13 protein-coding genes are annotated in these 26,659 nt (G+C 71.8%); all 13 read right to left on the bottom strand.

The window, feature by feature from the left end; translation table 11 throughout:
* Window positions 1–346 precede the first annotated feature (346 nt).
* Window positions 347–2,056: a kelch repeat-containing protein gene (locus tag HUA74_RS42150; RefSeq protein WP_174459099.1), complete on the bottom strand. Its 1,710-nt coding sequence runs from the start codon at window positions 2,054–2,056 to the stop codon at window positions 347–349.
* A 53-nt stretch (window positions 2,057–2,109) separates the two neighbouring features.
* A complete protein-coding gene (locus HUA74_RS42145) occupies window positions 2,110–4,119 on the bottom strand; it encodes an ATP-binding protein (RefSeq protein ID WP_174459098.1) in 2,010 nt (669 codons plus the stop codon).
* A gap of 147 nt (window positions 4,120–4,266) precedes the next feature.
* Window positions 4,267–5,886 carry a hypothetical protein gene (locus tag HUA74_RS42140; protein ID WP_174459097.1) on the bottom strand — a complete coding sequence of 540 codons (1,620 nt, stop codon included), beginning with the start codon at window positions 5,884–5,886 and terminating at the stop codon, window positions 4,267–4,269.
* Window positions 5,880–10,478, bottom strand: coding sequence for a hypothetical protein (locus tag HUA74_RS42135; RefSeq protein ID WP_174459096.1), 4,599 nt, complete (start codon window positions 10,476–10,478; stop codon window positions 5,880–5,882). The genes HUA74_RS42140 and HUA74_RS42135 overlap by 7 nt, the downstream gene beginning before the upstream one ends.
* A 42-nt stretch (window positions 10,479–10,520) precedes the next feature.
* Complete coding sequence (locus HUA74_RS42130) at window positions 10,521–15,170, bottom strand: hypothetical protein (protein WP_174459095.1); 4,650 nt, start codon at window positions 15,168–15,170, stop codon at window positions 10,521–10,523.
* A 24-nt stretch (window positions 15,171–15,194) separates the two neighbouring features.
* A complete protein-coding gene (locus HUA74_RS42125) occupies window positions 15,195–17,120 on the bottom strand; it encodes a hypothetical protein (RefSeq protein ID WP_174459094.1) in 1,926 nt (641 codons plus the stop codon).
* 38 nt (window positions 17,121–17,158) lie between these two features.
* Window positions 17,159–18,091, bottom strand: a complete 933-nt coding sequence (locus HUA74_RS42120; RefSeq protein WP_174459093.1) for a hypothetical protein — start codon at window positions 18,089–18,091, stop codon at window positions 17,159–17,161.
* Window positions 18,092–18,094: 3 nt separating this feature from the next.
* Window positions 18,095–20,536 carry a phage tail protein gene (locus tag HUA74_RS42115; RefSeq protein ID WP_174459092.1) on the bottom strand — a complete coding sequence of 814 codons (2,442 nt, stop codon included), beginning with the start codon at window positions 20,534–20,536 and terminating at the stop codon, window positions 18,095–18,097.
* A gap of 2 nt (window positions 20,537–20,538) precedes the next feature.
* A complete protein-coding gene (locus HUA74_RS42110; RefSeq protein ID WP_174459091.1) occupies window positions 20,539–22,893 on the bottom strand; it encodes a putative baseplate assembly protein in 2,355 nt (784 codons plus the stop codon).
* A 1-nt stretch (window position 22,894) separates the two neighbouring features.
* Entirely contained in the window at window positions 22,895–23,287 is a 393-nt protein-coding gene (locus HUA74_RS42105; protein ID WP_174459090.1) for a GPW/gp25 family protein, read from the bottom strand.
* A gap of 21 nt (window positions 23,288–23,308) precedes the next feature.
* Window positions 23,309–24,871: a hypothetical protein gene (locus HUA74_RS42100; protein ID WP_174459089.1), complete on the bottom strand. Its 1,563-nt coding sequence runs from the start codon at window positions 24,869–24,871 to the stop codon at window positions 23,309–23,311.
* Window positions 24,865–25,569, bottom strand: coding sequence for a phage baseplate assembly protein V (locus tag HUA74_RS42095; RefSeq protein WP_174459088.1), 705 nt, complete (start codon window positions 25,567–25,569; stop codon window positions 24,865–24,867). The genes HUA74_RS42100 and HUA74_RS42095 overlap by 7 nt, the downstream gene beginning before the upstream one ends.
* The gene (locus HUA74_RS42090; RefSeq protein WP_174459087.1) at window positions 25,569–26,654 is read right to left on the bottom strand and encodes a phage late control D family protein; all 1,086 of its coding nucleotides are present in this window, start codon (window positions 26,652–26,654) and stop codon (window positions 25,569–25,571) included. The genes HUA74_RS42095 and HUA74_RS42090 overlap by 1 nt, the downstream gene beginning before the upstream one ends.
* Window positions 26,655–26,659 lie beyond the last annotated feature (5 nt).

Here is a 26,659-nt window from a genome sequence, read left to right as displayed (position 1 = left end):
GCCCTGGCTGCGAGCAGGCTCGATTCGGAGCCCAGGTAGCGTGGAACGCCGGGCCCGTCGGGTCCGCGCGCTCCGGCTTCGTCCAGCGCCGGTCCTCGACCTCCGAGGTACACGGGGAGCGTCTCGACTTCCGGCGTCCCTTGTCCACCGAGATAGCGCGGAACGTGGTCCCGGCCGCGACGTGCCACCTCTGGCTCGGGCGTCTCCTCCGGGTCGCGGTCCTCCCGCTCTTGCTCCCGAATGCGCGGAGGACGTGGAGCGCGCTCCCTCGACGAGGTGTTCGTCGAGCGGGTGACGCGTTCTTCCCTGCGCGGGCCGCGGCGGAACATGAGGACCGACCTTCCGGCTACTTCCTGTGGCGAGGTGGGTAGTAGAGCTCGTACGTTCCTCGGGCCGTGTCGTTGGCGCCGCCGACGATGAGGACACGGCCGTCGTTGAGCAGGACCGCTGCGTGGTAGGCCCGCGCCACGCTCAGCGACGACACGGTGCCCCAGGTGCCGGAGTGCACGTCGTACAGCTCGACGCTGTCGAGGGTCCCCACGTGCTCGTGGCCGCCTCCGGTGACGAGGACATGGCAGGTGGGCAGCAGGGTGGCGGTGTGCTTTCGACGCGGCCGGGCCATGTTGCCCACCGGCGTCCAGGTCTTCTCCGCCGGGTCATACACCTCCGCGGAGCCGCTGATGTCCATGAAGGGTGCGCCTCCCGCCACGAGCACGCGCCCGTCCTGAAGCAGCGTGGCCGTGTGTTCGAAGCGCAATCCCTCCATGTCGCCCGCCGTCTCCCAGGTGCCCGCGGTGGGGTCGTACAACTCGGCCGAGCGCAGCGGGTTCGAGGACGCATCCAGTCCTCCCGTCACGAGCACGTGCCCGTCCGGAAGCAGCGTGGCGGTGTGCTTGCTCCGGCCGGTGCCCAGCTTGCCCGTGGCCGTCCACGTGTTGCTCCCCGCTTCATACAGCTCGCACGTGTCGAGCCCCTGCGTGGACGGGTTGTAGCCTCCCGTCACCAGCACCCGGCCATGGTTCAGCCGCGTGGCGGTATGGGAGATGCGCCCCACGCTCATCGGCGCCAGGGCCCGCCACGTGTCAGTCAGCGGGTCGTGGAGCTCGGTGGTGGTGGGTTGACTCTCTCCGCCCGTGACGAGGACCTGGCCAGGTCCCTCCAACAACGTGGCGGTGTGGAACCGGCGGTCGATGAGCGAGTCGCGCGCGGCGACCCAGGCATCGGGTGTTCCAAGTGAGGCTGGCACGAACAGATCCACGACGGGCTGGGAGTCTCCCAGGACGAGCACCCGGCCATCCGGTCGGAGCACGGCGCGAGGCAGGGCCTTCTGGCTGCGACCCGCCGGGCGCGGAAGCTCTGGCTGACCGCCCCGAAACCGGAAGACGTGGCGCCCCAGGATGGAGCTGTTCCGGCTGGTGCGCGTCAGCCCGGTGGTGGCGTTGCCATCGAGCAGCGCGCCGGGTGTGCGCGCGCCTGGGAACTCGAAGGCGGTGCCTGCTTCACCCGTTCCGGACGAGAAGCCACCCCCCGCGGCGTGGCCTCCCAGGCCGTCACTGCCACCGCCGGACTCGCCCGACTCCCACACCAGTCGGTCGTAGTTCATGACGAGGTCGAAGCTGCCCAGGCCCACGTCGTTTCGGTCCACGAGCAGCAACTGGAAGCGGTTGCGCTTGTCGGAGCGCCCCGTGTGATAGCCGACGTCGATCCAGTTCACGCAGAAGGCCGGGCTGCCCTCGAAGGTCGTGGTGCCGTGGCGCACGCGCGCGGAGGCGCCGCCCCTCACGTCCACGTCCGACAGGAAGGGCGCGATGATGGGCGGTGTCCCAGCCCCCATGGGAAAGGGCAGGTACTTGTAGAGCGGCTCCCGGAAGGTGACGTTCCCGTTGGTGTTGATGAAGACCGACGTGTGGAGCGTCCCGAAGAAGTTGACGGGGAAGCCCAGCTCGACGGGGCCCGCCGAGCCATCGTCGTTGGCGGGGAGTACGTGGGTGTTCGCACCCTCGCCCAACACGAGGGTGGATGTCGTGGGCCCGGGTTCTGGTGATGGGGTGGGCATCTATCATTCCTCCAGGGACTCGCGTGTCGGGATGCCTGCGTAACGAAGCAGGGTCAGGGTTCGCCCGGGGGCGTGCGGGGCGGCGTCGCCTTCACGGGCGGCGCCGGTGTGGGGCCAGCGTCACGCAGCTCCGTCGGGACGTGCCGACCGAGCTTCTTGTATTCGCTGGCGAAGCCTCTCAAGAGGTCGGCGTACTCGATGGGGCGCGCCTCCTGACGCGCCAGCACCGCGGCCAGCAGCACGGCGTTGCGAATGTGCCCGCCCGCCAGCTCCGCCATGGCCGACAGCCGGTTCAAGTCCCTGGGGCTCACGCGGTGCCGGGTCCCCAGGTGCGACAGCCACAGCGCCCGCCGCTCCTCGGGCCCTGGCATCGGGAAGTCGATGATGGCGTCGAGCCGGCGCATGAACGCGGGGTCGAACCGGCCCTTGCTGTTGCTCGTCAGCAGCGCGACGCCGTCGAAGGACTCGATGCGCTGGAGGAGGTAGTTCGTCTGCGCGTTGGCGAAGCGGTCGTTCGAGTCGCGGATGTCCGTGCGTCGGCCGAACAGCGAGTCCGCCTCGTCGAAGAGGAGCATCACCTCGGCGTGCTCGGCGCGCGCGAAGATCTGCGCGAGGTTCTTCTCTGTCTCACCGATGTACTTGCTCGTCACGCTGGCCAGGTCCACCCGGTACAGCGGCATGCCCAGCCGGGTGGACAGCCAGCCCGCGGCCAGCGTCTTGCCCGTGCCCGAGGGTCCCACGAAGAGCGCCGTCACGCCGGTGCGATAGCGCGTCGTCGCGGACGCACCCAACCCCTCCGACAGGCCGTCCCGCGCGCGGCAGCGCAGCAACAACGCCTGGAGCTCAGCGGCGAGCGGAGGTGGGACGACCAGGGCCTCGTCGCTGATGTGCTCGGGCAGCGCCTGGGCCAGTGCCCCCAGTCCGCCCCCATCTCCCACCCAGGACGCGGCCATCAGGTCCTGCGCCTCGGCGCGGGTCCTGCCGCGAAGGGCCGCGTGGCGGTGCGCCGCGTGGGCCAGGTGGGCAATCCTCCCCGCCCGGTGGCGGTGGGTGTTGGCGAGCTGCGCCGCGAGCTCGTCGTCCTGGAGCGCCTCGCGCCACAGGGCCTCTCGCTCGTCGCGTGCGGGGACCGGCAGCGTCCAGGTGAGCAGACTCCCCGAGGGCCATTCGAAGCCACCCTCCACGCCACCGAGGATGAGGACGGGACCGTCGTACGCGGAGGGCTGTGGCACGACCTTGCGCTCCCCGGGCGCGAGGTCGAAGCAGAACACCGGCAGCAGCGAGCGCAGCGACAGGAAGGGGCCCAGCGAGTCGAGGCGGTCGGTCTCGATGAAGAGGGGGCGTTGTCCCATGGCCGCGGCCAGCGCGGTGGCGACGGTGCGGTGCTCCGCCGTGGAGCCTCCGCGGAGGAGCAGCGCGCCGCGCGCCTCGGCCATCAGCGTCCGCGCGTGGCGATGGACACTCTCGAGCGTGGAGTCGGGCAGGGGAATCGTCGGCAGGGCGCCAGGCCCGAGCGTCGTCCCCGGCCACGCGCCATCCTGCCCCTGGAGGGCGAGATAGAGGGGCAGTGGGAGGGCCAGCGACTGCTCGGCGAGGGGCAGCTCCACCCCGTGCCGCACGAGCAATCCACTCTGGAGGGCGGCGCCCGCCGCGAGGATGTGCAGCGGCGATTGTCCTGGCGGGGCCGCGTCGGCGAGGGCCCGGGAGATCAGCCCGAGTGTCGGACGCGAGCCCCCGGTGGGCGCCTGGACGAAGGCAAGGACGCGCCCCACGACGGGCTCCTCTTCGACGGCGGCGGCCAGCGCCACGACGAGCTGCTCCAGCAGGGTGAGGCCGAGTTGTCCGGCCAGCCGCACCAGCGGCACGTCGCGAGGCGAGGGGGCCTCGAGGCAGGCCCGAGCACCGAGGACCCAGTCGGAGTGCCGCGCCTCCACGGACTCCAGGGTCTGACGCAGGAAGTGGACCTCCAGCCGCGGGGCCTCGTCGGGGCCGAGCTGACGCGCCACGCTCGCCAGGGCGAAGTCGCGCAGGGTGAGTGGAGGCTCGTGGGTGGGTTCGGGCATGACGGCGGGACTCTTCACTCGCTCACATCCAGCGCGGGAACAGGTTCGAAGTCGCCCAGTCGGATGGCCTGGATGGGGCCGGACATCGACGCGTACGGCTCGACGTCGGGCGTGTGCGGAGGGTTTCGAGTGACATCGGTTCCCCTCTCAGCCTTCCCCGTAGACGTAGTGGAACCGCACCACGCGGCCGAGCCAGGGCACCCAACCCGGGTCGATGTCGAGCCCGAGCCCGCGCACGCGCGGGTCCGCACCGCGGATGTCGAGCAGGACGTCGAGGTGCGTGCGCGTGGCCATGATGCGCGCCGGGCGCAGGACGAGCGCGCGCAGCCCGATGCCTCCACGCCGCAGACACCAGCGCCGCACCGCCACCCGCAGGCCGCGCAGCAGCAGCTCCAGGTCGAACTCCAGACCGCGCGGAAGCGCGCCGAGCGCCCTGGATCCGAACAGCGCGAGCGTCGCATCCGCTTCGGTGGCTCCGAGCCTTCGTGCGATGGCTCCGAACAGGCGCTCCGGCATCTCGGCTTCGATGAGAGAGGGGACGGCATCGAGCAGGGCGGGGAGGCCGAGCCTCTCCAGGACGGGGATGAGGAAGAGGAGCCCGCCCAACTCCGTGCGCATCGGTGTCTCGGACCACGTCGGTCGGTCGGACCGCGTGGGGGGCTCGGCCAGGCTGTCGGGCTTCCTCCGCGACTCGCCGGGAACGACGGTGCGTGCTCCAGCGGACCGAGGCGCTGCGTCCACGGGCTTGGTGGGCGGAGACTTCGGGCTCGCTGATTGCGCCGAGGACGATTCGGGGGGCTGCTCTCTCATCGAGGCAACGGCCGACGTGGCTTCGGCGCCGGACCCACGCAGGGGCAGGGGCGATCCCTTCGCATCGTCCTTGTGCGTGGCCGACGCAGTGATGCTTTGTGCTTCGTCTGCCTGGGCGCGGGCGCGCGTGGGGTGGGGGGCTTTCGCCGTCTCCAGGGGCACGGTGAGCCCAGCCGCGAGTCGCGCGGCCCGCTCGAACAGTCCCCGGTCCGCCAGTCTCGCGCGTCGCTCCACGACGAGCGCCACGGCTGTGAGCCACACCGACCTCGCGTCCGCGGGTCCCCAGTCGGCGACCCAGCGTGCGACCACGGACCGCAGCGCGGTGTGTTCGAGCCCTGCCTCGATGCGTTCCAGTCGCGCGCTCACGGAGCCGGGGACTGACGGCGTGCCTCCCGAGACCTGGAGGAGGTCCTCACCATCGCTCCTTCGCAGGACGCCCAGCAGTACGTCCAGGTCGCCCCGCTGGTTGAGCACCTCGACCAGCCGCACGGCGGCACCCAGCCCGGCGCTGCTCGTGAACGCGGCGGCGAGCACGCGGCGCAGTTGTTCGTCCCGGGGGCGGGAGGGGGCGAAGTCCGCCACGGCGAAGGGCCAGAACCAGGCCATCACCGGTTCGCCTCGCACCAGCCTCCGCGCGAGCGCGAGCGGTGGCTCCGCGTCGTCATGGAAGAAGACCGCGTCCCGGTGTGGAGCGGACGGCTCCTCGGCATGGACCGCGGACGCCGCCAGCTCCCGCACCACGCGCTCCAGCGCGAGGGCGACGCTCGCGGGGGGCAGGTGGCCATGGATGACGCCCACCGGCAGCCGTCGGATGACGAGGACCCGGCCACGGCCGGCCTCCGGGAACGAGGCGGTGCGCAGCGCGTCCTCCAGCAGCACGGCGCCGCGACGCACGAGCGCCGGGGTTCGGGCCGTCAGCCGGATTGTCTCCACATGCCGCGTCGCCCCGTTCACCATGCGGCATCCAGGAAGGGCAGCAGCCCGTGACCACCGCGCATGGGGTCGGCGAAGCGGGCCGAGGCGCGCTCCGGCAGCGTCACCGTGGGCGTCGACGTCGACAGCACCCGCGCTCGCACCACGCTGGAGGCGATGTCCTCCACCACTGCCTGCACCGTCTGGGTGCCCGAACGGATCTGCACCTGCATCCCCACGCGCACCCGCTCCGGATCCACCGCCAGCTCGATGAAGCCGCCCACTCGGGCCTCGGTGGGCTTGGTGACGTGGCCGGACAACAGCTCGTTCACGGGGGCATGGCTCGCCACGAGCATGCACACGCGCACCAGGTCGTTGACGAGCGAGACGGCCTCGGTCTCCGTGGAGACGATCCGCGCGAACAGCCAGCCCGTCAGCAACTGCATCTCGCGACGCGCCCTCACGTCGACCTCTTCCCAGCGGGGCAGGCGCGACAGGTCGCGCAGCTCGACGGGCGCGTCGTACTGGCTCATCTGCTCGGCCCACTCCAGGCGGATGGCGGGCAGCACCGCGCTGAAGCGCTGGTACAGGCCCGTGGCCACCTTCGTGATGTGCTCCAGCAGCGTCGCCGCGTCGCGGGCCACGTCCGGGCGGCCGTGCGCGCTGTCGATGAGGTCTCCCAGCGACAGCTCCTCGCGGGCACTCTGTTGGAGTTCCAGCCATGTCCGTGTCTCGAGGATGGCGGGCTGGAAGCGACTGAAGGTGAGCCGCTGACGGGCCACCAGGTCCTCGCGGGAGGACAGCAGGCGCGACAGGCCCTGGACGAAGGGCGAGGCGGCACGGCTGGAGACCAGCGGGTAGCGCACCGGCAGCCGCTGGAGGGCGCGCGCCTGGGCCCTGACGAAGGTGCGGTGGATGACCTCCATCCGGTCCAGGCTCCCCAGCAATCCTGGCGCGAGGGAGAACCACTTGAGCCGCGAGTCGCGGACGAGCTCCACGTAGGAGAGCAGCTCAGGCGGCGCGGCGGCGGTGCTGGCGAGCACTTCGGGGAGGATGTCCGGCGCGAAGCCCGGGTCGAGCAGTCGAGAGAGTTCGCCCCAGGTCAGGTCGAACTGGCGGGGACGCAAGTAGACGAAGAAGGGCACGTGCCGCGCGAGCACCTGTGAGCGTCGGGTGTTGACGGCCGCGACGCGGATCGTCTCCTCGGCGAGCAGGGCGCGGGCCACGGTGGTGTCCTGACGTGCCTCGGCCACCTCGCCGTCGACGACCTTCAGGCGCCTGTCCAACCCCGTCCACGTCTCCTCGAGGCGGGTCAGGGGACCCTTGTAGCCCGCCATGGCATTCACCCGGGGGCGCAGGCGGCGCTCCAACGCCCGCAGGAGGCCAAGGGTGTTCTCCAGGTGCTGGAGCGCCGTGGAGAAGTACGCCGACTCCGTCCACCTGAAGCGCGCCGTGGCGAGCGCGCGCCGGATGTTCTCCGGCTCCTCGTCGATGCGCGCGAGCGCGTCCGCCAGCATCCCCGGATTGTTCACGAGGTCGCGCAGCGAGAGGTTCTCCCGCGACACCTGCCTCGTCGTGGTGAACGTCACCCGCCTGGGGCCCGCGGAGGTGGTCACCTTCGAGACGCCACCCAGGTACAGGTCTGTCACGTCGAGCCCGAGCTCCTTCACGCCGACCAGCCGCTTCACCAGGTCGAGCAACGGGCGGAGCAATTCGAGCCGTGTGGTGGTGGCCTGCTCCAGCGCCTCCATGGCATCCGACAGGCGGATGAGCGTCACGCGTCCCAGGAGGGTGGGGAAGCGCGTCAGGTAGGTGTCCGTGTCGGAGCGCAGGACCAGCGGGCTGTCCACCAGGGTGCTGCCCTCGTTCGCGGAGACCGCGAGCCGGCTGGCCTCCGTGCTGCTGGTGAGCATGACCTGCCGGAGGTGCTGGAGCTCCGTCTGCACGCGAGCGGAGCTGGTGTCGATGAGCCGCGTGGCCTCGGTGTAGAGGCCCTCCACGTTGCCGACCAGCCCTCTCAGGCCGCGCTGACGGACGCTCTCCCGCGTGCTCTCGGCCACCTTTCGCAGGCGCAACAGTCCCCGGTTGGCTGCCAGGAAGATGTTGGGACTGGCTCCCTCGAGGATGACGTCGAAGGGCTGCTCCAGGACGGTGTCCCTCCAGTTCAGGTACAGCCCCTCCTGCGTCAGCAACTCGGCGGGCTGCCAGCGGGTCCCGTCGAACCGGCGGTACCACAGCGGGCCATAGCCGGAGAACGACGCCTCGCCCGGGCTGTCCCACCAGAAGGCGTGGACCTGGCCATCCCCCCTCGACACGGCGACGAGCGCGTCCCCGCCCGTGACGCTCACCAGCTCCATGCCCAGCTTCCACGTCCCGTCGAACCACGCGTGTCGCAGCCCCGCCGAAGGGCCGCTGCCCATCACCAGCACGTCGAGCCGCTTCGTGGTGCCGCTGGAGACGACGGCCTCCAGCCTGCGGCCCTTGGCGCTCGTCACCTGGACGGCGGCCAGCGTTCCCGTCGGCTGCCGGGGGCTCAGCTCCGGACCGCCGCCTTCATGCCAGGCCGAGATGTGGTGGAGCCAATACGCCGGGGCATCGCCGCTGGGGCTCCCCAGGAAGAGCAGCTCGACTCCCAGCTCCTCCGGGCAGAGGGCCACGACCTTGTGGACGTACGTGTCGGGCGCGAGCATTTGCTGCCCCCGCGGCGAGAAGTCGATCCACGTGAACTTCCGTATGCCAGAGGTCGTGGCCACGAACGCATCGATGCCCCCGCTCCCGAACGACACGGCGGTGAAGTGCCGGATGCTCGATGGCGAGACGTACACCTCTTGGTGCCCCACGGGCTCCCAGCCCTGTGACGACTTGCGCAGCAGGAGGAGATGCGGCAACGCGCTGCCGCGACCGTGGGCGAGGATGACGATGACCGGCTGGTCGCCGGTGTAGAGCAGCTTGAAGTCGATGGGTCCCCAGGGATGGAAGATGCGCTCGAGCGTCTGGGTGCCCTCCGGCAGCAGACGCCGCAGGGTGAGGTACGTGCCGAAGACGTAGGAGTTGCTTCGGGACAGCACCGCGATGCCTGCCGTCCCCGGTGCGCGGGCGGTGGACACGCCGTAGTTGTCCCAGCCCAGCCAGGTGGGTTCGGCCCAGGTGCCGTTGACCAGCAGCGTTTCGTCCAGCAGGGGAACGTTGCCCGGTGGGGGGACGTCCTGCGTCTCGTAGGCCTTCTCCCGCGAGCCATAGGGGTTGGGGTTCGGGAGCCGCTCGCCGTCGATGACGGGGTCCAGCCCTGGGAAGCGCTCGGACTCCGACTTCTCGCCCGACAACGCGTTCAGGAGCAGCGTGGCCCTGCGGCGCAGAATCTGTCTGCGGCCCAGCCACTCCTCGAGCCGCGCCAGGCCGGCGTCGATGGCCTGCTGGAAGGCGGGGGCCACCTCTTCCTCGCGCAGGAGGAAGGGCTCGAAGTGGGATTCCGGCACGGGGACGAGCACCTGCACGTGCTCGGGCCGCGCGATGTCCAGTGGTGCCAGCGAGCCGCTTGCCTTCGCTACCGCGTCCAACTGCTCGAGGGGCACCGGGCGGAAGTCCAGCTCGAAGCTGGAGGGGAAGAAGCGGCGCTCGTCGCCCACCGCGCCCAGTTCCAGGTTGATGGCGTGTCGGGGCAACTGGCCCACCGGCGGCACCAGGGCCAGGGACTGGAGCACGGTCCCGTTGTCGATATCCCCGGGGAGGAACGCGGTCAGGTGCTCGGAGAGCTGCCGGATGCGGGCCTGCCAGAGCAGCGGGGTGCCGTGCGCGGGCAGCAGCGGGGTGCGCGAGCGCGGCGCGCCTCCCGGGCGCACCACGGTGGCGCGGTCGACGAAGAGGGGCGTGGCGGGCCCCTCGGCGCAGGAGTCCGACTCGAACCCGACGAGCGCCAGCGGGACGCCCACCTCCTCCCAGGGCGCGGGCTGGCCATGCGGACGCAGGCGCTCGCGCTCGAAGACCTCCCAGGCCAGGCGATTGCGCCACCGGGCATCCCGCTCCGGCAGGGGCCACTCCGCAGGCCACGCGAAGAGCACCAGAGTGCAGCCATCCACCCACTGGTGGTCGTCGAGGGTGCGCTTGTCCAGGTCAACCTCGCCCGGGTCGTTCGGGTCCGGCGAGTCCTCCCTGCGCGTCACCACCGGCACCAGGACGAGCACGGCGGCGCGCAGGCCGTACTGCGTGTCGGCCGCGTTCACATGGGCCAGCGCGTCGAGCGGCAGGCCCGAGGGACTGTCGCCCGTCCGGTACACCGGGACCCGGTCCACGCGGACGCGGTGGGCGCGCGGCAGGTGCACGTCTTCGCCGCTGGCGGTCAGCCCCATGCCGGGCTCGATGGTGAAGACGGGGAAATGGGCCTCCCGGTCCTCGCCCAGGTCGGAGTCCAGATCGACCTCCAGTCCGGAGATGACGCCTGCGGAGCGCACCTGGCCGCGCACGGCGAGCCAGCCCGAGTGCTGGCGCTGCTCGGCCGCGAGCGCTTCGGCGGAGAGCGCTCGGCCCGTGTAGAGGTTCGGACGGCTGCGCCAGCCGGAGTCGGCGAACGGCTTCAGCGGCGGCTCCACCTGGAGGACGTGCTCGTCGGCGAGCGGCTCCTTTAGCGGTCGGGGACTCATGCGCGGACTTCCTTCCGGGAGGTTCCAGGCTTCATCGAGGCCTCACCGCCAGATGCCCACATAGGGCAGGAGGGCGCCGGTGCCGCGGGCGGGTTCGGAGAAATACGCCGAGGTCTTCACCTGCAGGGTCACCACGGGCGCGGACGTCAACACCACGCGGGCGCGCACGGAGCTGGCGGACAGGTCCACCACCACCGCCTGCACCGTCCGCTGCTCGGAGCGGATGGTCACATGCATGCCCACGCGCACCCGGGAGGGGTCCACCGCCAGCTCGATGGAGCCTCCCACGCGGGCCTCGGTGGGCCGGGAGACGTGTCCGGACAGCAGTTCGTTCACCGGCGCGTGGCTCGCCAGCAACATGCATCCGCGCACGAGGTCGCTGATGAGCGAGACGGCCTCCGGCTCGGTGGCCACCACCCGCTGGTACAGCCAGTCCGTCAGCTGCTGCAACGCGCGCCGCTCGACGACGTCCACCGTGCTCCAGCCCGGCAGTCGCGACAGGTCACGCAGGTCGACGGGCGTGTCGTACTGGCTCATCCGTTCGGCCCACTCCAGGCGCAGCGCCGGCAGCACCTCGCCGAAGCGCTGGTACAGGCCCGTGGCCACCTTGGCCATGTCCTCCAACTCGGTGGAGGCATCGCGGCCCACGTCGGAGCGGCCATGGGCCGTGTCGATGAGGTCCCCCAGCGACAGCTGCTCGCGCGCGTTCTGCCGCAGCTCCAACCAGGTGCGCTCCTGGAGGATGGCGGGCTGGAGGCCGACGAAGGCGACGCGCTGATGCGCGATGAGGTCCTCGCGCACGGCCAGCAGGCGGGACAGGCTCTTCACGTAGGGCGAAGCCGCCCGGCTGGTGACGACGGGATACTTGATGGGCGTCCGCTGGATGGCGCGCACCTGGGCCCATTCGAAAGTGCGGTGGAGGAGCCCGATACGGTCCAGCCCGTCCAGGAGCCGGGGTGCCAGCGTGAACCACCTCAGCGGGGAGTCCCGGACGAGTTCGATGAAGGCGAGCAGCTCCGGTGGCGCGGCGGCGGTGCTGGCGAGCACCTCCGGGAGGAGGTCCGGAACGAAGCCCGGGTCCAGCACGTGCGAGGGCGCGTCGCTCGTCAGGTCGCACTGGCGGGGGCGCTGGTAGACGAAGAAGGGCACGTGCTGGTCGAGCACCTCCTGGCGCCGCTCGTTGATGTCGTGGACGCGGATCTGCTCCTCCGCCTTCAGGGCGCGCGCGACGGTGACGTCCTGGCGGCCTTCAGCGACCTCCGTGTCCACGACCGCCAGTCGCCTGGCCAGCGCGGCATGGTCCTGTTCGATGCGGGCGAGGGCGCGCTCGTAGCCCGCCACCGCGTTGGCGAAGGGCCGGGTCCGGCGCTCCAACTCCCGGAGCAGCACGAGCATGTCCTCCAGGTGATGGACCGAGGTGCTGAAGTAGTCGTTCGGCCCCCAGGACGCGGGCGGAACACGACCCTGGAGCGCCGCGTCGATGCCTTCCGGCTCCAGGGTGAGCCGCTGGACGACGGCATCCAACTGGGTGCGGTTCTTCACCAGCGTGTCCAGGGGGATGCTCTCGCGGTCGACGACCTTGGTGCCCACCACCAGCCGGACCTTCGGTTTCGTGGCGCTGCCGTCGTGGATGGCGATGCCCGACAGGTTCATGCCCGCCACGTCGACCTGGAGCTCCCTCACCAGCTCCACCAGTCGCCCGGTCAGCGAGGCGCGCGTCAAGGTGGCCTGGACGAGCGTCTCGCGGGCGTCCTCCTTGCTGACGGGGTCCTCGACCTCCGGGACGAAGCGCCGCTTGAGGAAGCGGTTGAAGTAGTGCTCGATGTCGGCTCGCGCCGCCAGCGGGCTCTGCACCATGGTCGCGCCGAGGATGGGGGACACCACCAACCGGCTGGCCTCCGTGCTGCCGCCGAGCATCAGCTGCCGCACGTTCTGGGTGTCCGCCTGTAGTTGGGAGGAGCCCGCCTGGATGAGGTCGTCCACCCGGCTCAGCAGGCCCTGCGTCTGGGCAAGGGTGCCCCGCAGTCCCTGCTGCTCCACGAGCGCGCGCGTACTGTCCGGCAGCATCTTGAGGTGCTGGAGGCCGTTCTGCGTGGCGAGGAAGACCTCGGGCGTGCCGCCGGAGATGGCCGCGTCGAACACCGTGCCCGCGCGGAGCAGATCCACCTGCGCCAGCGTGCGCGCCGGGTGCCACTTGTCGCCGTCGAACCACGCATTGAAGAGGAGCATGTCGGGCAGGGTCCACCAGAAGGCATGGAGCTGCCCGTCCATCCGCGACACGACCTGGAGGCCGGAGCTGCCATTCGTCTCGCTCAGGGGGGCGTCGTCGAAGTTCCAGTCCGTCTGGAACCGACCGTGGAAGATGCCGGTGGACCTCATGACGAGGACGTCCAGGACGTCCTTGCCGGACAGGCAGGCCGCCAGGGCGTCGCCCGTGGCGCTGTTCACTTCGACCAGGGTGATGGCGCTCAGCGAGAAGGCGCCGGCCTCGTGCACACCAGAGAGGTGGTGAAGCCAGGCCGGTTCTTGGTCTCCGACCTCCGCCTGCTTCGCGAGGAAGAGCAGGTCGATGCGCCGGGTGTTGTTCTGTTCCTCCCGTTGGAGGGCCTTCAGGCCTTGCACCTGCCGGCCCACCGTCTGCGTCAGCGAGGCGACGGGAGGTGGGTCCTTGAGCTCGTCCACCCAGGTGAAGTGGAGGACCTCGTGTGTCGTCCCCGCCTCCACCGTCGTCGAAGAGGCGGCGAACACGTCGATGCGGCCCTCGCCCCATGACACCGCGGTGAAGTCGGAGATGGCGGTCGCCTGGGCCCGCCGCGTCTCCTCCCAGCGCCAGCCCCTACCGGCCGTGTGGTGGTAGACGCGCACGAACCAGGTTGCCGGTGAGACGTTGGGGCCTCCTGGCGGAGGGGGGGCGCCGGGTTCGCTGACGAGGACCACCACCGCGGGGTCTCTGTCGTTCCAGACCACCTTGAAGCCGCGCAGGGTCTGCGTGGCGCCCTCCAACGTGCCCAGGAGGGTCTCCCAGGGTTGCCAGGTGTCCGCGAAGCTCGTCAGCGCGAGCGTGTCCGCGCCTTGCCGCGCGGCGAGGCCGAACCGGTCCGCGCCCGACGCGGTCGACATGGAGGTGGAGACCTCATCCGCGTCGAAGCCGAGCAGGGCGGGGTCCCCCCAGCGGCTGCTCTCTCCCAGGGGAGGGAGGACTTCGTCGAGCGCGGGAACGGTGTTGCTGACGATTCCGTAGTCCGCCTCCTCCGGGCCATACGGGTTCGGGTCGGGGGGCCTGGGCCTCGGCTCCTCACCGGGAACCTCGTCGGGTTCCGGCATCGGGAACCGCTCGGCCTTCGTCTTGCGACCTTCGAGCGCGTTGAGCAGCAGCGTGGCCTTGCCGCGCAGGTCCTCGCGCCGCCGCAGCCATTCACCCAGCCGGGCGAGCGCGGCCTCGATGGCCTCCTGGAACTCGGGGGCCACTTCCTGCCGGCGCAAGAGATGGGGCTGGAAGCGCGCTTCGGGCACCGGGACGAGCACACGCACGTGCTCGGGCCGAGAGGTGCTCAGCGGCGCCAGGGAGGCGCTGGCATGGGCCACCGCGTCCAACTGCTCGAGCGGGACGGGCACGAACTCCAGCTCGAAGGACTCGGGAAAGAAGCGGCGCGCGACGCCCACTTCGCCCAGCTCCACGCTCAGCGCGTTCCGAGGCAGCATGCCCATGGGGGGCAGTCTGTCCAGGGCCAGCATCGCGGCGCCGCTCTCGACCTCCTCTGGCGCGAGCGAGGCCAGGTGCTCGGCCAGTTGCTGCATGCGGGCCTGCCAGAGCAGGGGCGTGCCCTGGGAGGGAAGGAGCGGGGTGCGCGCGCGAGGAGCGCCGCCGGCGCGGACCACGGCGGCGCGGTCGATGAAGAGCGGCGTCGCGGGCTGGCCCTCGTCCGCCGGCGGGTCGAAGCCGATGAGGGCCAGGGGCACGCCCACCTCTCCCCAGGGAGCATGTTCTCCGTGAGGACGCAGGCGCTCGCGCTCGAAGAGCTCCCAGGCCAGTCGGTTGCGCCACTGGTCATCCCGCGTGGGCAGGGGCCAGTGCGGCGGCCAGGCGTAGAGCACCAACGCGCAGCCCTCCACGAACTGCTCATCCTCGAAGGCCTCGTCCTCCGACGTGGCCTCGCACGGGTCCACGAGAGCGGCGGGCGGCGCCTTGCGATGCGTCTCCAGGGGGACCAGGACGAGCACGGCCGCCTGCAGATCGGCGTGTGTCCTGGGGATGTCCGCCTCCGCCCGGTCCGACAGGATGCTGATGTCGAAGTCCACCGGCCCCTCGGGCCGCTGCTGCCAGTAGGCCAGCAGCCGGTCCACGCGGACGCGGGCGGCGCGCGGCATCACCACGTCCTCGCCCGTGGCCATCAGCCCCATGCCGGCACTGATTTGAAGCAGGAACGTCGGTGCGCCACCGGAGGTGGACTCCTCCTGCTCCAGGCGCACCTCCAGCCCGGCGATGACGCCCGGGGCCCGCATCTGTCCGCGCAGGGCGAGCCGACCGGAGCGCTGTCTCTGCTCGGAGGCAAGCGCCTCGGCGGAGAGCGCGCGGCCGTTGTAGAGGTGGGGGCGGCTGCGCCAGTCGGCATCGACCGACGGGCGCGGGCGCGGCTCCACCTGGAGGACGTGCTCGTCGGGGAGCGACTCCTTCAGCGGTCGGGTGTTCATGGGCTGCCTCTTCTCCGTCCGTGGCTAGGTGGGAGGCGTCTCGAGCGTTTCGCGGATCTCCGCGACGGCGCTGTCCAGGGTGCGCCCCTCCCGAAGCGTCCGGGTGACGATGCCCCGCAGGTGCTCCACCTTCTCCGCGCCCTCCCGGCCGGCCTGCAGGGCGTAGCGGTCCAGTTCGGCGATGGTGCTGGCGCGCGCGAGGGCCTCCTGGGGAAGCGTGCTCGCGACGCTGGCCCCGGGCTTCGCGCCGGTGGTGCGCCGAGGGGTGGGGGCCTTGGCCAGGAGCGCCAGGCCGCCGCCCCGTCCCTCGTAGGTGTAGCGCTTCTCCACGGTGGCCACCGACTCGGCGGTGACACGCTGCTGGCGGAGGAGCTCCCCGGCGGCGCCCGCGAAGAGGTGCCGCGCGCCGGCGGCGTCGTCGCGCAGCAGGTTGCTCAACAGCTCGTAGGCCTTGCCGATGCCCAGCGCGCTGGCGCGCGAGGGGAGGGTGCGGAACTCCGTGTAGAGCCCCGCCTCCTTGAGGGCGCTGGTGAAGTCGTCGTCGGGAGGCTCCGCGTCCTGGGGCTGGCCCACCACGGCGGCCTTGTAGGGGAAGTTCTTGCGGCGCGCGTACCAGAGCGTGGTGGCGTTGGAGAGCAGGCCGCTCCACACGGCGTCGGCCAGGCTGGGCTCGGTCGTCTGCGTGGCGAGCGCCGTCGGCGTGCGGCGCAGCGTCAGCGCCTTGAGTGCATCACCCGGCCGCCGCATGGCGACCAGGCCTGAGGCCGTGGCGCGCAGTTTCAGCGTTCCGGTCCGTTCGCCGGGGAAGAGCGCGGACAGGGCCTGGGTCATCTCCTCACGGGGGATGGGCACCATCACCAGCACGGACACGGCGGTCAGCTCCTCGCCCGTCTTCGTCAGGTCGATGGGGGCCAGGAACAGGCTCTCCGCCAGCAGTGCGCCAATCTCGTCCTCGGGGACGAACGACAGCTCCACGTCCACCTCGGGCGGGAAGAAGACCTCCGTGGACTCCTGCCCGCTCACGGCGACGGCGGCCGCGGGGAGTGGGCCCGCGGGGGGCAGGGCGAAGAAGTGCTCGCTGGCCGCGAAGCGCTCCCCCTGGTTGACCTGCCGACGGGACTCGAGCACCTCTTCCAGGTGCTCCCGGTACTGCAGCAGGTGGGCCTCGCGCAGCGCGCGCGGCGCCTGGCCGAAGCCCAGGAAGTCCGTCTGCTCCGAGCCCACCTCGCGGCGCACGAGGAAGCGGTCGATCCACCGGATGACGCCGTGGTCCAGGGCGAGCATCCCGATGGGCAGTGCGTCCACCGGCGGGCGCAGGCCGCCGTTGCGCACGAAGATTTCATGGGCCACCCGGGAGCGGCGCGACTCGAAGCCCGCCCCCGCGTGGTTGTCCGGGTAGGGGATGAGGGTGATGGCGGTGGCCTCGATGATGTCGCCGTCCTGCGCCGTGCGCGTGCCACCCACGGAGCTGGGGTACGACGCCACCAGGTTGGCCGTGTACTCCACCGGACGCAGCGCCACGATGTAGAGCCCGGAGCGGTTGCGGGCCGTCTCGCGGGGGATGGGCGCCAGTCCGAAGGCCGCGTCCAGCCGCTGCACCTCCGGGATGTCGTCCAGCCGGACGTTGGTCAACTCCCGAGGGATGACCACGGCCTCGCCCGAGGGGGTGACGCCGTGGCCCGCGGTGATGCGCAGCGCGCGCGGGTCCGGGCCCTCCTCCACGCTCAGCCCCGTCACCACGCCCACGCCTCCGCCGCGGCCCAGGTCCGCCTGCCGGGTGAGGAAGTAGGCCTGTTCGCGCGTGAGGTCCTTGGCCGTCAGGAAGCGGCCATCGAAGAAGAAGGAGCGCAGCCGTCGGTCGTCATGGACGAGTGTGCCCGCGACTTCCAGCCTCTTGGCGGCGTTGGGTTCGAGCCGCTCGCGCGCCGGTCCTTTTGTCGTATCAATCATCGCAGCCACTCTCCCCGCGTCTTGTCGAAGTCCAGGGGCTAGATGCCCAGCCAGCGCGCCAGCGCCGCCACCGTGACGGCGAACGGGCGCATCTCGTTGTCCACGGCCACCGCGCCCGTGCGTACGGGCCTGCCACCGCCATCCGCCGCGTTGGTGACGCCCACCGCCACGCGAGCGAGGAACACCCAGGCGGGGTCGGCCACCTTGCCCCCGGGCTGGCTCGCGTCGAAGCGCAGCGCATGGGGCAGGAACTCATCGCCCCACAGCCGGTCCAGCAGTGACTGGCGGCTGGGAAGCCATGAGTCGAGGATGGCCTTCTTCAAGGCGCTCCTGCGCGTGGCCTCGTCCCCGGACGAACCCGGGAAGGGCGTGCCTCCCGCGGGACGAGGCCAGGGCCCCGCGGGCACCCCGGGCAGCGGTTGGAGCACCGTCTCCAACCGAGGCACGAGCTTCAGCTCGAAGCCGTCGCGCAGCCGCGCCGGCGACACCGCGTCCGTCGCGTCGTAGAGCCCCGAGGCCAGCGCTGGCGTCCAGCCGCGCTCGTACACGCGGAAGCGCACGAAGAGGTCGGCCACCACGGCCTGCTCGGGCAGCTCCGCCGGAGGCAGGCCCATGCCCAGGTCCGCCCGCGCCCGCCTGAGCAATTGGGCCGCGTCGTGGCCCTCGTACCAGCGCTTGACGCGGATGCACGCTCGGGACGCGACCTCCACCGTCCTCCCGAGCGGATCCACCGCGAGCCCTGGCTGGACGGCGACCTCCGCCTCGCTGAGCGCGTCCGAGTACGGCTCGTGGAGGACGCGCAGGCCGGAGGCCGTGCCCGGGCCATGCAGCGCCGCGAGGGAGCGCGCCAGCCGGCCCCGGTGGTACGTCTGTTCCGCGACGAAGTCCGGCGTGTCCAGGAGGACGCCCGTCGCGTAGTACGTGCGGTCGGTCGCCTCGTTCTCGAGCAGCGGGTCCATGGGGGAGCTCATCGGCTAACCTCCTGCAAGAAGTCGGGGGTCCAGGCTGGGTGGTCGCTCGAGCAGATTCTTGCTGCCGAGCGCGCCCTCGCCCACGAGAAGGGGCTGGGGGCCGGGCGGTGGGCCCAGGTACGTGTCGATGCCCACGAGCGACGCCACGCCCACCATGAGCGGATGGCTCGCCCGCTTCACGGAGACGGCGACGTGCGCGGGCGCCTCCAGCTCCGCCACCCGCTGCACCAGGCCCAGCTCCCGTGCGTCGAGGTCCTGGTGCACGAGCACCGTGACGCGGTGGGCGAGCTCCGCGAGGAACCGCTCCACCGAGGCCTCTTCGGCGGCCGTCGTCGGGAGGTCGGGGCCGAAGAGCGCGAGGAACTCCCGGCTGTCCTCGGCGCCCAGGAACAGCGTGTCGCCGACATACGAGTTGCCGCTGCGATGCAGGCCGGGCAGCAAGGCATCCTCCTCGTCGCCCAGGTTGATGCCGAGCAGCGTGGAGAAGGTGCGGCGCAGCCGGAATTCCTCCACGACGATCAGGCCTCCTCGCGAGATGCCTCCGTCGGTGAGGGCGTCCAAGGCCAGGCGCAGGCCCCGCATCGTGCCGCGCCAGGGACGGATGCGTGGGGCGGCCTCCAGCATCCGCCGCCGTCGCTCCTGGGGAATGGAGGCGTCGAAGGAGAAGCCAATCCAGCCCGCGAGCCACTCCAGCGACTCCTCGGGGACGGTGCGCGGGTCCGTGAGCAGCGAGGCGCCGGCGATCTTGTCCTCGATGGGCGTGAGGACGCCCTCCACCAGCCCGAGGAAGCGCTCCATGAAGTCCGAGGGGGTGCTCGTCGCCGGCGCGTTGGCCTCGTCGCCGAAGACCTGTTCGCGGTAGAGCTCCGGCAGGTAGTTCTCCGCGTACGAGAAGCGCGGACCATGGACGCGCAGCGCGGCCAACTCCGGCGAGGAGCGGCCATCTCCGACGAGTTGCACCCGGACCCACAGGTAGCGTCCCTGGAGCGAGCGCACGCGCAGCCCCGCGCGCTGGATGAGCACGGTGAAGAGTCCCCGGCGGCCGGGCGCGGACTCGCCGGGCAAGAGCCCGGGATGGAAGGGCAATTCCGAGGACTCGGGCACCCACGCGCCCCGCGGTACCTGAAGCGCGCCGCTGACGGAGGACGCGTCCCCGAAGAGGTGCTCGTGCCAGGTGTCCTCTGCGTCTTCGGCCGGGCGCTGCGCGGTGGCTGTCGCCGCGAGGAAGACGCGGATGCCGCAGCGGGGCGGCAGGCAGGCCTCCAGATAGAGCCGGTGCCAGACGGCGCGGGCGCTTCCCGCGTCGAGCAGCGGTGCATCGGGAGGCGTGGCGTTGCGCAGGGAGCCCTGGAGCGCGAAGGACGGCAGCGACACCGGGTGCAGCGGCTCGGGCGGGCCGCCCAGGATGGGGTAGTGAAGCTGCTCGCGGGGGCCATGCAGGAAGGGGCCGCCGTCGTGGTGGGTGAGTGGGTAGTAGTCGCCCAGTGGCGCGGCGAGCTGCTGCCCTGGCTCCAGTTCGTAGGCCACGACCTGCGTCGTGGTCTCCCCCGTGCGCACCAGCACGACGAGGCGCTCGTCCGAGATCCACGCGAAGCTGAAGGGCCTGCGAGCGCCCAGCAGCGCCACGGGCGCCGTCAACCCGGTGCCGGTGAAGAAGCGCAGGCGCGCGGAGCCGTCGCCCGGCGGCGTGGCGCTCGCGGCGTCATTCACCCAGCTCAAGAGGGCGAGCCGTCCGTCCGGACAGGTGGCGAGCCCCACCAGCACCTCGCCCGGGAGGCCGGGGCCGTCCAGCATGAGCGACATCCGGGGCGGGTCGCGGTTGTCCTCGGGGTTGAAGACGGTGGGCGCGCGCTCGCCGGGCAGGCCCCGGTGGAGCGGCCGTCCCGTCACCCGGGCCAACTGGACCTGGGCGGGGCCTGAGGGAGCGCTGAGCGAGGCGGGCCGGCCCAGCGCGAACACACCGCCTCCGGGCGCGGGCGCGAGCCGCCAGGCCTCGAAGCCCTCCAGCGACGTGGTGGCCGGGTCCCAGCGGTTGCGTGTGTCCTTGAGCAGCACCTTGCCGCCGCCCGTGGCGACATAGAGGACGCCATCCTCGCCAAGCACCAGGTCATTGGGCCGCGCGCGGGGCGTGGTGGCGTCGAAGCGCAGCAGCGGGTACGGCTCGGGGCCGGCGCCAGCGGCCATGACGGTGGCCGTCGCCGCGTCGAGGTAGGCCCAGGTGCCGAACGCGTCCAGCGTGCCGGGCACCTGGTTCACGAGCTGCTCGGCCCGCGCCGGTGCGTCGGGCTCGGTCCAGGGGAACGTTCCGGGCGAGCTCGCCAGCCGCACGCTGCGGCGGCGGGTGTCGCGGTGGATGGCGTGCGGCAGGGACGGGCCCTCCGGGAGGGGCTCCCAGTGGACGAGTGGCTCTGCCAGCATCCAGAAGCGCAGCCGGTTCGCATCCATGGTCAGCAGACCTCTGGGACGACGGGGACGGCGACCCCGGGCTGGGATTGGAACGGGTCTGGCGCGCCCTTCAGGTCACGCGGCAGGCCTCCGTCCGCGTCCACGACGACGGCCATCAGCTCCGGCAACTGCCAGGGGCGCAGCACCAGCTCCACTGGCATTCCGGGCACGGGGCCGGCCAGTGCTCGCCAGCCGGAGGGAGACGGGCTGGTGCTCGCGGGCAGCGCGGAGCCGGAGGCGCCCGTGGACGTGACGGACGCCGCGGGCCGCACCTCGAAGCGCGCGGAGGTGGGCCCGTCCGAGCCCGAGGGCGTCGGCGGCAGCGCCACCACGGTGCCGCTGCTGAACAGGCGCACGCCGGTGATGGAGTCCACCCCGGGCACCTGGGCGATGGCCACCTCCAGCTCGCGGTCCCTCACGGCGCGCCCCAGCGTCCAGCCTCCGCCCTGTGGCCCTGCGGGAGGCAGCGGCCACAGCCAGCGGAACAGCGCCTCGCGCACCGCGTTCACCACCGTCTCGCGGCCGAAGCCCTCTCGCACGGTGATGCCCGTGGCCAGGCCCAGCGGTACGTACTCGCAGCCGATGACGTACAGCTCCGTGGCCAGCGGCCGGCGCGCGTCCAGGTGCGCGTGGACGCCCTCGAGGAAGGGGCGGTCCGGGCGCGGGTTGGGCGCGCGGAAGGTGCTGGAGGGCGGAAGCACCATGACTGTCACCACGCCGGGGACGTTCTCCCGGCGCTGGTGGGGCTTGAAGCGGGGGAGCACCTCCACGCGGCCGGGCGTCGCTCCGGGGCTGCCGGCGGCGAGCCAGCGGAAGTCCTCCGCCGTCACCGCGCGCTCGCCATGGCGCAGGGTGGAGGGGATGCGCCGCTCCGCGTCCGGGAGCGTCTCCGCGTCCTGGCCTCCCTGCGTGGGCATCGCCTGCTCCACCTTCATCGCGCCGGAGGGCGCGGTGCCGTCCAGCGTGAGCGCGCTGAGGGCCTTGAGCGTGCCCGCGGGGAGGTTGCCGGCCACGCCTCCGCCGGTGCGCATCCGGGCCACGCGCACGCGCATGCCCACCACGGGGATGCGGCCGCGCACGCCGTTGCCGAAGCGCACCAACCCCGCTTCCGCGTCGAGCTGGAAGGCGGCCGAGTCGCGCCCGGTCAGCGTCAGGTCGTCCACGAGAGTCCACGGGCGGTAGCCCTGGCCGGGCTCCTCCACCTCGAGCTGGAGCGACTCGCGCTCCACCGAGCCCATGGGCAGCTTCAGCTCCTGGTCCGGCGTGCCGTCGCCCTGGCCCACGACGACGGCGGTGTACGTGCGGCGCTGCTCCACCTCCACCGCGTTGATGCCCACCCAGCTGAGCGACAGGTGCGACAGCCTCACCGTGGGGCGCAGCCGCAGCCACGCGACGAGCCGCTCGGTGCGCTTGACGTCATCCAGCCGGGGAGGGCGGTCGCCAACGCCCGCGTGCAGGCTCTGGCGCACGTCGTTGGACGGCACGCCAATCGGGTGGCCTGGCATGACCAGGTGGATGACGCCGCGGCGGGTGAGCCCCTGCGAGGAGTCGTAGGCCACCGACAGCAGGTGGTAGGTGGGGTTGCCCTGCGCGTCCGGGACGCCGCTCAGCTCCCACTGGTGGGGGATGCGGGCGCGGGGGCCAATCTCCTCATGGAGGGCGGGCACCTCGATGGACGGCATGATGCCCACGCTGAGCACCCGGGGCGCGCCCGCGGAGCCCGTGTTCAGCTCCTGGCGCAGCGGGGCGACGTCCGCCGCGGTGGGCGCCAGCAGCGCCAGCCACAGACAGTGGTCCACCGTCCGCTCCACCACGTCGAAGCCCGCGGACTCCGCGACGCCGCCGGGGAACAGCGCCGTGGTGACGTAGTAGGCGGCCTGCGCGGAGGACAGTCCGTACACGCGCGACAGGCCCGTGAGCAGCAGGCTCATCTCCTGGCGCTCGGCCTGGGTCAGCGGCCGTTTGTAGTAGGCCTCCGCCGTCAGGTGCAGGACGGGCAGCTCCGTGCGCGTCTCGAAGGGCACCGGCCCCCGCACCTCCGAGTACGGACGCAGCACGACAGAGGGCTGCAGCGTCTGGCTGTCGAACCGCACGCCCACCACACTGGTGGAGGCGACGGCGGGGCGCAGCTGGATGCCCAGCAGGCGCAGGAATGCGAGCCGCTGGCGATCCGGGATGAGGTTGACCCGGTACAGCACGGTGTCCGCCAGCCAGGCGAACAGCTCCAGCAGCGTGCGGCCCGGGTCTCCCTGGCGAGCGTGGGTCCACTCGGGGGTGTGCGCGGGGATGCGGGAGAGCAGCTCCTCGACGAGGTCGTCGAAGTTCCGGTCGTCGAGTCTGGGAGGGACGATGGGCATCCTAGGCTCCGAGGTCCAGGGTCAGCCCGAGCCCCTGCACCGTGCCGGTGCGGCGCAGCCGGTAGACGAGCTCCACGCGGGCGTGGGCGGGCGCGCCGTCGACTTCCAGCACGTCGACGCGCTCCACGTCGATTCGCGGCTCCCACCGCGCCAGCGAGTCCACGACCAGGTCGCGGATGCGGCGTCGCGTGGCGAGCACGTTCGCCTCTCCGACGAACTCCTCCAGGCCCGCGCCGAACTCGGGGCGCATCAGCTGCTCGCCCGGCCGCGTGCGGAGGATGACCTCGATGGACTGGCGCACGCTCGCCTCGAGCGTGGGGAAGTGGAGCTCCCCGCGCTCGTCGGGCACGGGCAGCAGCGGGAAGCTCACCAGCGGTCGTGCAGGGGTGTTCATCACGTGGGTCTCCAGGCAGCCTCACCGGCTCCGGCGAGGGAGCGGGATGCAGATTTTGATGAAGGGCAGCCACCAGAAGAGGATGTTGAGCAACGACAGGAAGATGCTCAGCACGATGAACGCGCAAAGCGTGATGATTGGGATGTTGAAGCCGCAGATCCAATCGAGCCCGAGCGAGCGCCCCTCGCGCGCCTTCTCCTCCAGGAAGTCCTTCGCCTTGTTGCGCGACAGCAGGTCGAAGATGTTGCCGGGGACCTGGAACGCGACGTTGGGCAGGAAGTTGCGCGCGTTCTCCCGGGTGACGGCGGGCAGGGCGACCTGGATGGGCGGCAGCCTGCCGTTCTCGTACCAGTGCGCGATGCGGAACGGCTGGCTGGGCGGGCCCCAGAGGATGGCGGGCGGACAGCCGTCATCTCTCCGGACGCGGAGGAAGGCGCGGACCTCGTAGCGGGCCTCCGGCACGTCGAAGCGCCCGCGCCGGGGCAGTAGCGTCGCGAGCCGGCTCTTCGAAGCCTCAGCGCCGGCCCGCACCAACGCGGACACGTCGCCGGACGACGGGCGTGGCCAGGCATCCGGCATGCGAAAGAACCGCTCCGGTCGGCCCAGCACGAAGACGTCCGCGGCCTCCGCCAGCGCGTCTCCCAGGGGCTTGCTCGTGGCGCCGAACCGCAGCGTCAGCCGGTTGAGGGCCGTCTTCATCGCCGGGGACTCGAAGGCGTTGAAGACGCTGACCAGCTTGCGCATGAACGTGGCGAACTGCTCCAGTCGCTGCCCGGCGACCTCGCGCGCGGCGCCGGAGAGCGAATCGTCCTCGGTGAGCTCGTCGGAGTAGCGGTACGAGTACGTCTTGCCGGCGATGCCCTCCAGGTTCACGCCCACCGAAGCCGAGAAGTACGGCAGGAGCATGTCGCGCAGCTCGTCCTCTTCGTAGCGGGGAGGCGGCGCCGCCTTGCCGGACACCTGCTCGGCGCTGGCCACGGGCACCAGTCCGTAGAGGATGGTGCGGCGCGTGGCGGCGCAGACGTGGGGCGGCGCCACGAAGAGCCGCGACACGCTCTCCTCGTAAGGCACGGGCGCGCCGAGCGCGTCCTCGACCAGCGCGTCCAGCGTGGGGTGGCCCGCGGGGAACGTCGCCTTGCGGCGAACGGGGTCCGGGTCCGTGTCGAGCGCGCGCGCGTCCGAGAGCGGCACCCAGCCGCGCACCTCGCCGTTGAGCTTCATCCACCCCTCGCGTTGGCCGGAGGTGGGGTTGAGCCGGCGCACCACCAGGCCCGCGCTCTCGATGCTCGCGGGGTCCAGCCGCGGCTCCCCGGGGATGTCGCAGAGGGCCTCGAGCACGGCCAGCTGGAACGAGCGGTGGACGGGCTGGTACAGCTTGAGCGATGGCGCGCCCTCGCCCGCGTTGCGCACCGTCGCCGTGAGCTGCTTGCGGCCCTCGTCGCTGCCCAGCTCCGCGAGGAACGCGGAGATGAAGTCGTCGTCCGTGCGCTCCACGAGCACCGGGCGGTTCTCCGTCGACGGCATCGGCCGGCCGCTGCCACCGTCGAAGGTGAGCCCTCTCAAGAGGGTGGGGTGGGCTACCATACGTTTCCAGCTCCGGGCGTGTAGGTCGCGGCCACGACGGTGGTGGCCTGGAGGACGTCGCACTTCACGACGCCGGAGAACGTGGACATGGCGGCGTCCACCTGGACCTGCGCGGCGGACACCTCGACGCGGCTGGCGGAGACCTTCACCGTCAGCGGCGTCTGGACGGTGACGCCCTGGGTGTCCAGGGTGACGGTGTTGCCCGCGGCCTCCAGGATGACCTTGCCGCCGTCCCGCTGGGTCACCGTGACGCTCTGCCCGCCGGGCGTGGTGAGGGAGACGGTGGCCTGGCCGTCCGTCTCCTCGACGATGGCGATGCGGCTGCCCTTGCGGCCGGTGAGGGTGTAGCGGTCCACGCGGTCCCCCGCGCCGCCCAGCTGCTCGGAGGGACGGGCGGCGCCGTTCCACAGCCCGCCCACGACGAGCGGTTGGCGCGGGTCTCCGTTGACGAAGACGATGGCCACCTCGTCGTCCACGTCGGGGATGAAGAAGGCGCCGCGCCCGCCGCCGGCGAAGGGCACCGCGACGCGGGCCCACACGGTGGCGTCCCCGTCGCCAATCGTGTCGGGCGTGCTGACGAGGCGCACCTGCACGCGCGACAGCTGCTCGGGGTCCGCCACCGAGGTGACGCGACCGAGGTAGGTGCCATGCAGGGCACCCAGGTGTGGCGGCATGGGAGCCTGGGGCAGGGGCTGCATCACGGACCTCCCAGGAAGGCGCACTCGGCCTCGAAGTCCGTCTCGTAGCCGCGCGTCAGGTCGTAGCGGTGATGGGCGCGGACGACGTAGTAGGTGTTGTCGTAGCGGCGGCCCAGGCCTCGCAGCGACAGGTGCGTGCCCACGCGCAGGGAGGGGTTGCCCTCGGCGGTGCCCTCCACGCAGACGAAGCGGCGGGCGCGCTGGTCGAACGCGGCGTCGGCCAGGGCCCGTGCCTCCGCATCCGTCATCGCGGAGAGGTCACCCAGGTGCTCGGCGCGCGCTCCCAGGGTGGAGCGGAGCACCTCCGCGCCCTGGCGGCCACCGCCGGGGCCGAGGTTCGTCCCGGTGCCGCGGCCGGAGACCTTGCTTCCGGTGAGCGCGTTCCAGCCGGAGACGGAGACCTCGGTGGCCTGGTGGGCTAGGTCCACCATCACCCGCGCGCGGCGCAGCTGGCTGTGGAGGGCCAGCTCCACGGTGCCACGCCGCACGTCCTTGCGCGGGGCCACGTGCAGCTCCTCGCCCACCACCTGCAGGTCGCCGTCGCGCGAGGCCAGGAGGCGCCGCAGGAAGGCGAGGTCGCTCTCGTTGAGCTGCACGTGGGGGCCCATCGGCGCGTCGAAGCCGTCGACGACCGCGCGCATCCCCATACGCGTGGCGAGCTCCTGGGCCAGCGAGGCAATCCTCGTGTCCAGGTGGACTTGCGTGCGGCGCGCGAGCCGGGCCCGCTGGAGCGCGTCCTCGGCCAGCAGGAGCAGCGCCGGCCCGGAGGCGCCCTCGAAGCTCGCCTCCATCCCAGTGACGAGCCCCCGGAAGATCTCCCGAGGGGCGTCCTCGTCGCCGGCATGCACGGAGACGGTCGTCCCGAGACGCACGAGGGCTTCGTCCTCGAACGCTAGGTCCATCTTTCCGTCGTCGAACCGCGCGGTGTTGTCCAGGCTCAGCTCCAGCGAGGACATGCCTCCCTCGGACTCGGTGATGTTCATGGTCCCCAACTGCTGGGTGACCTTGTCGGACGCACGCCCGTCGATGCGCACGGTGGGGCGCGCGGAATAGAGGGGCCTGCTGCTCAGCGCTTGTTCGGCCATGGCGT

It is taken from the genome of Myxococcus sp. CA051A, assembly GCF_013336705.1.
Classification (GTDB): Bacteria; Myxococcota; Myxococcia; order Myxococcales; family Myxococcaceae; genus Myxococcus; species Myxococcus llanfairpwllgwyngyllgogerychwyrndrobwllllantysiliogogogochensis.
This window is presented reverse-complemented; position numbering and strand designations above follow the sequence as displayed.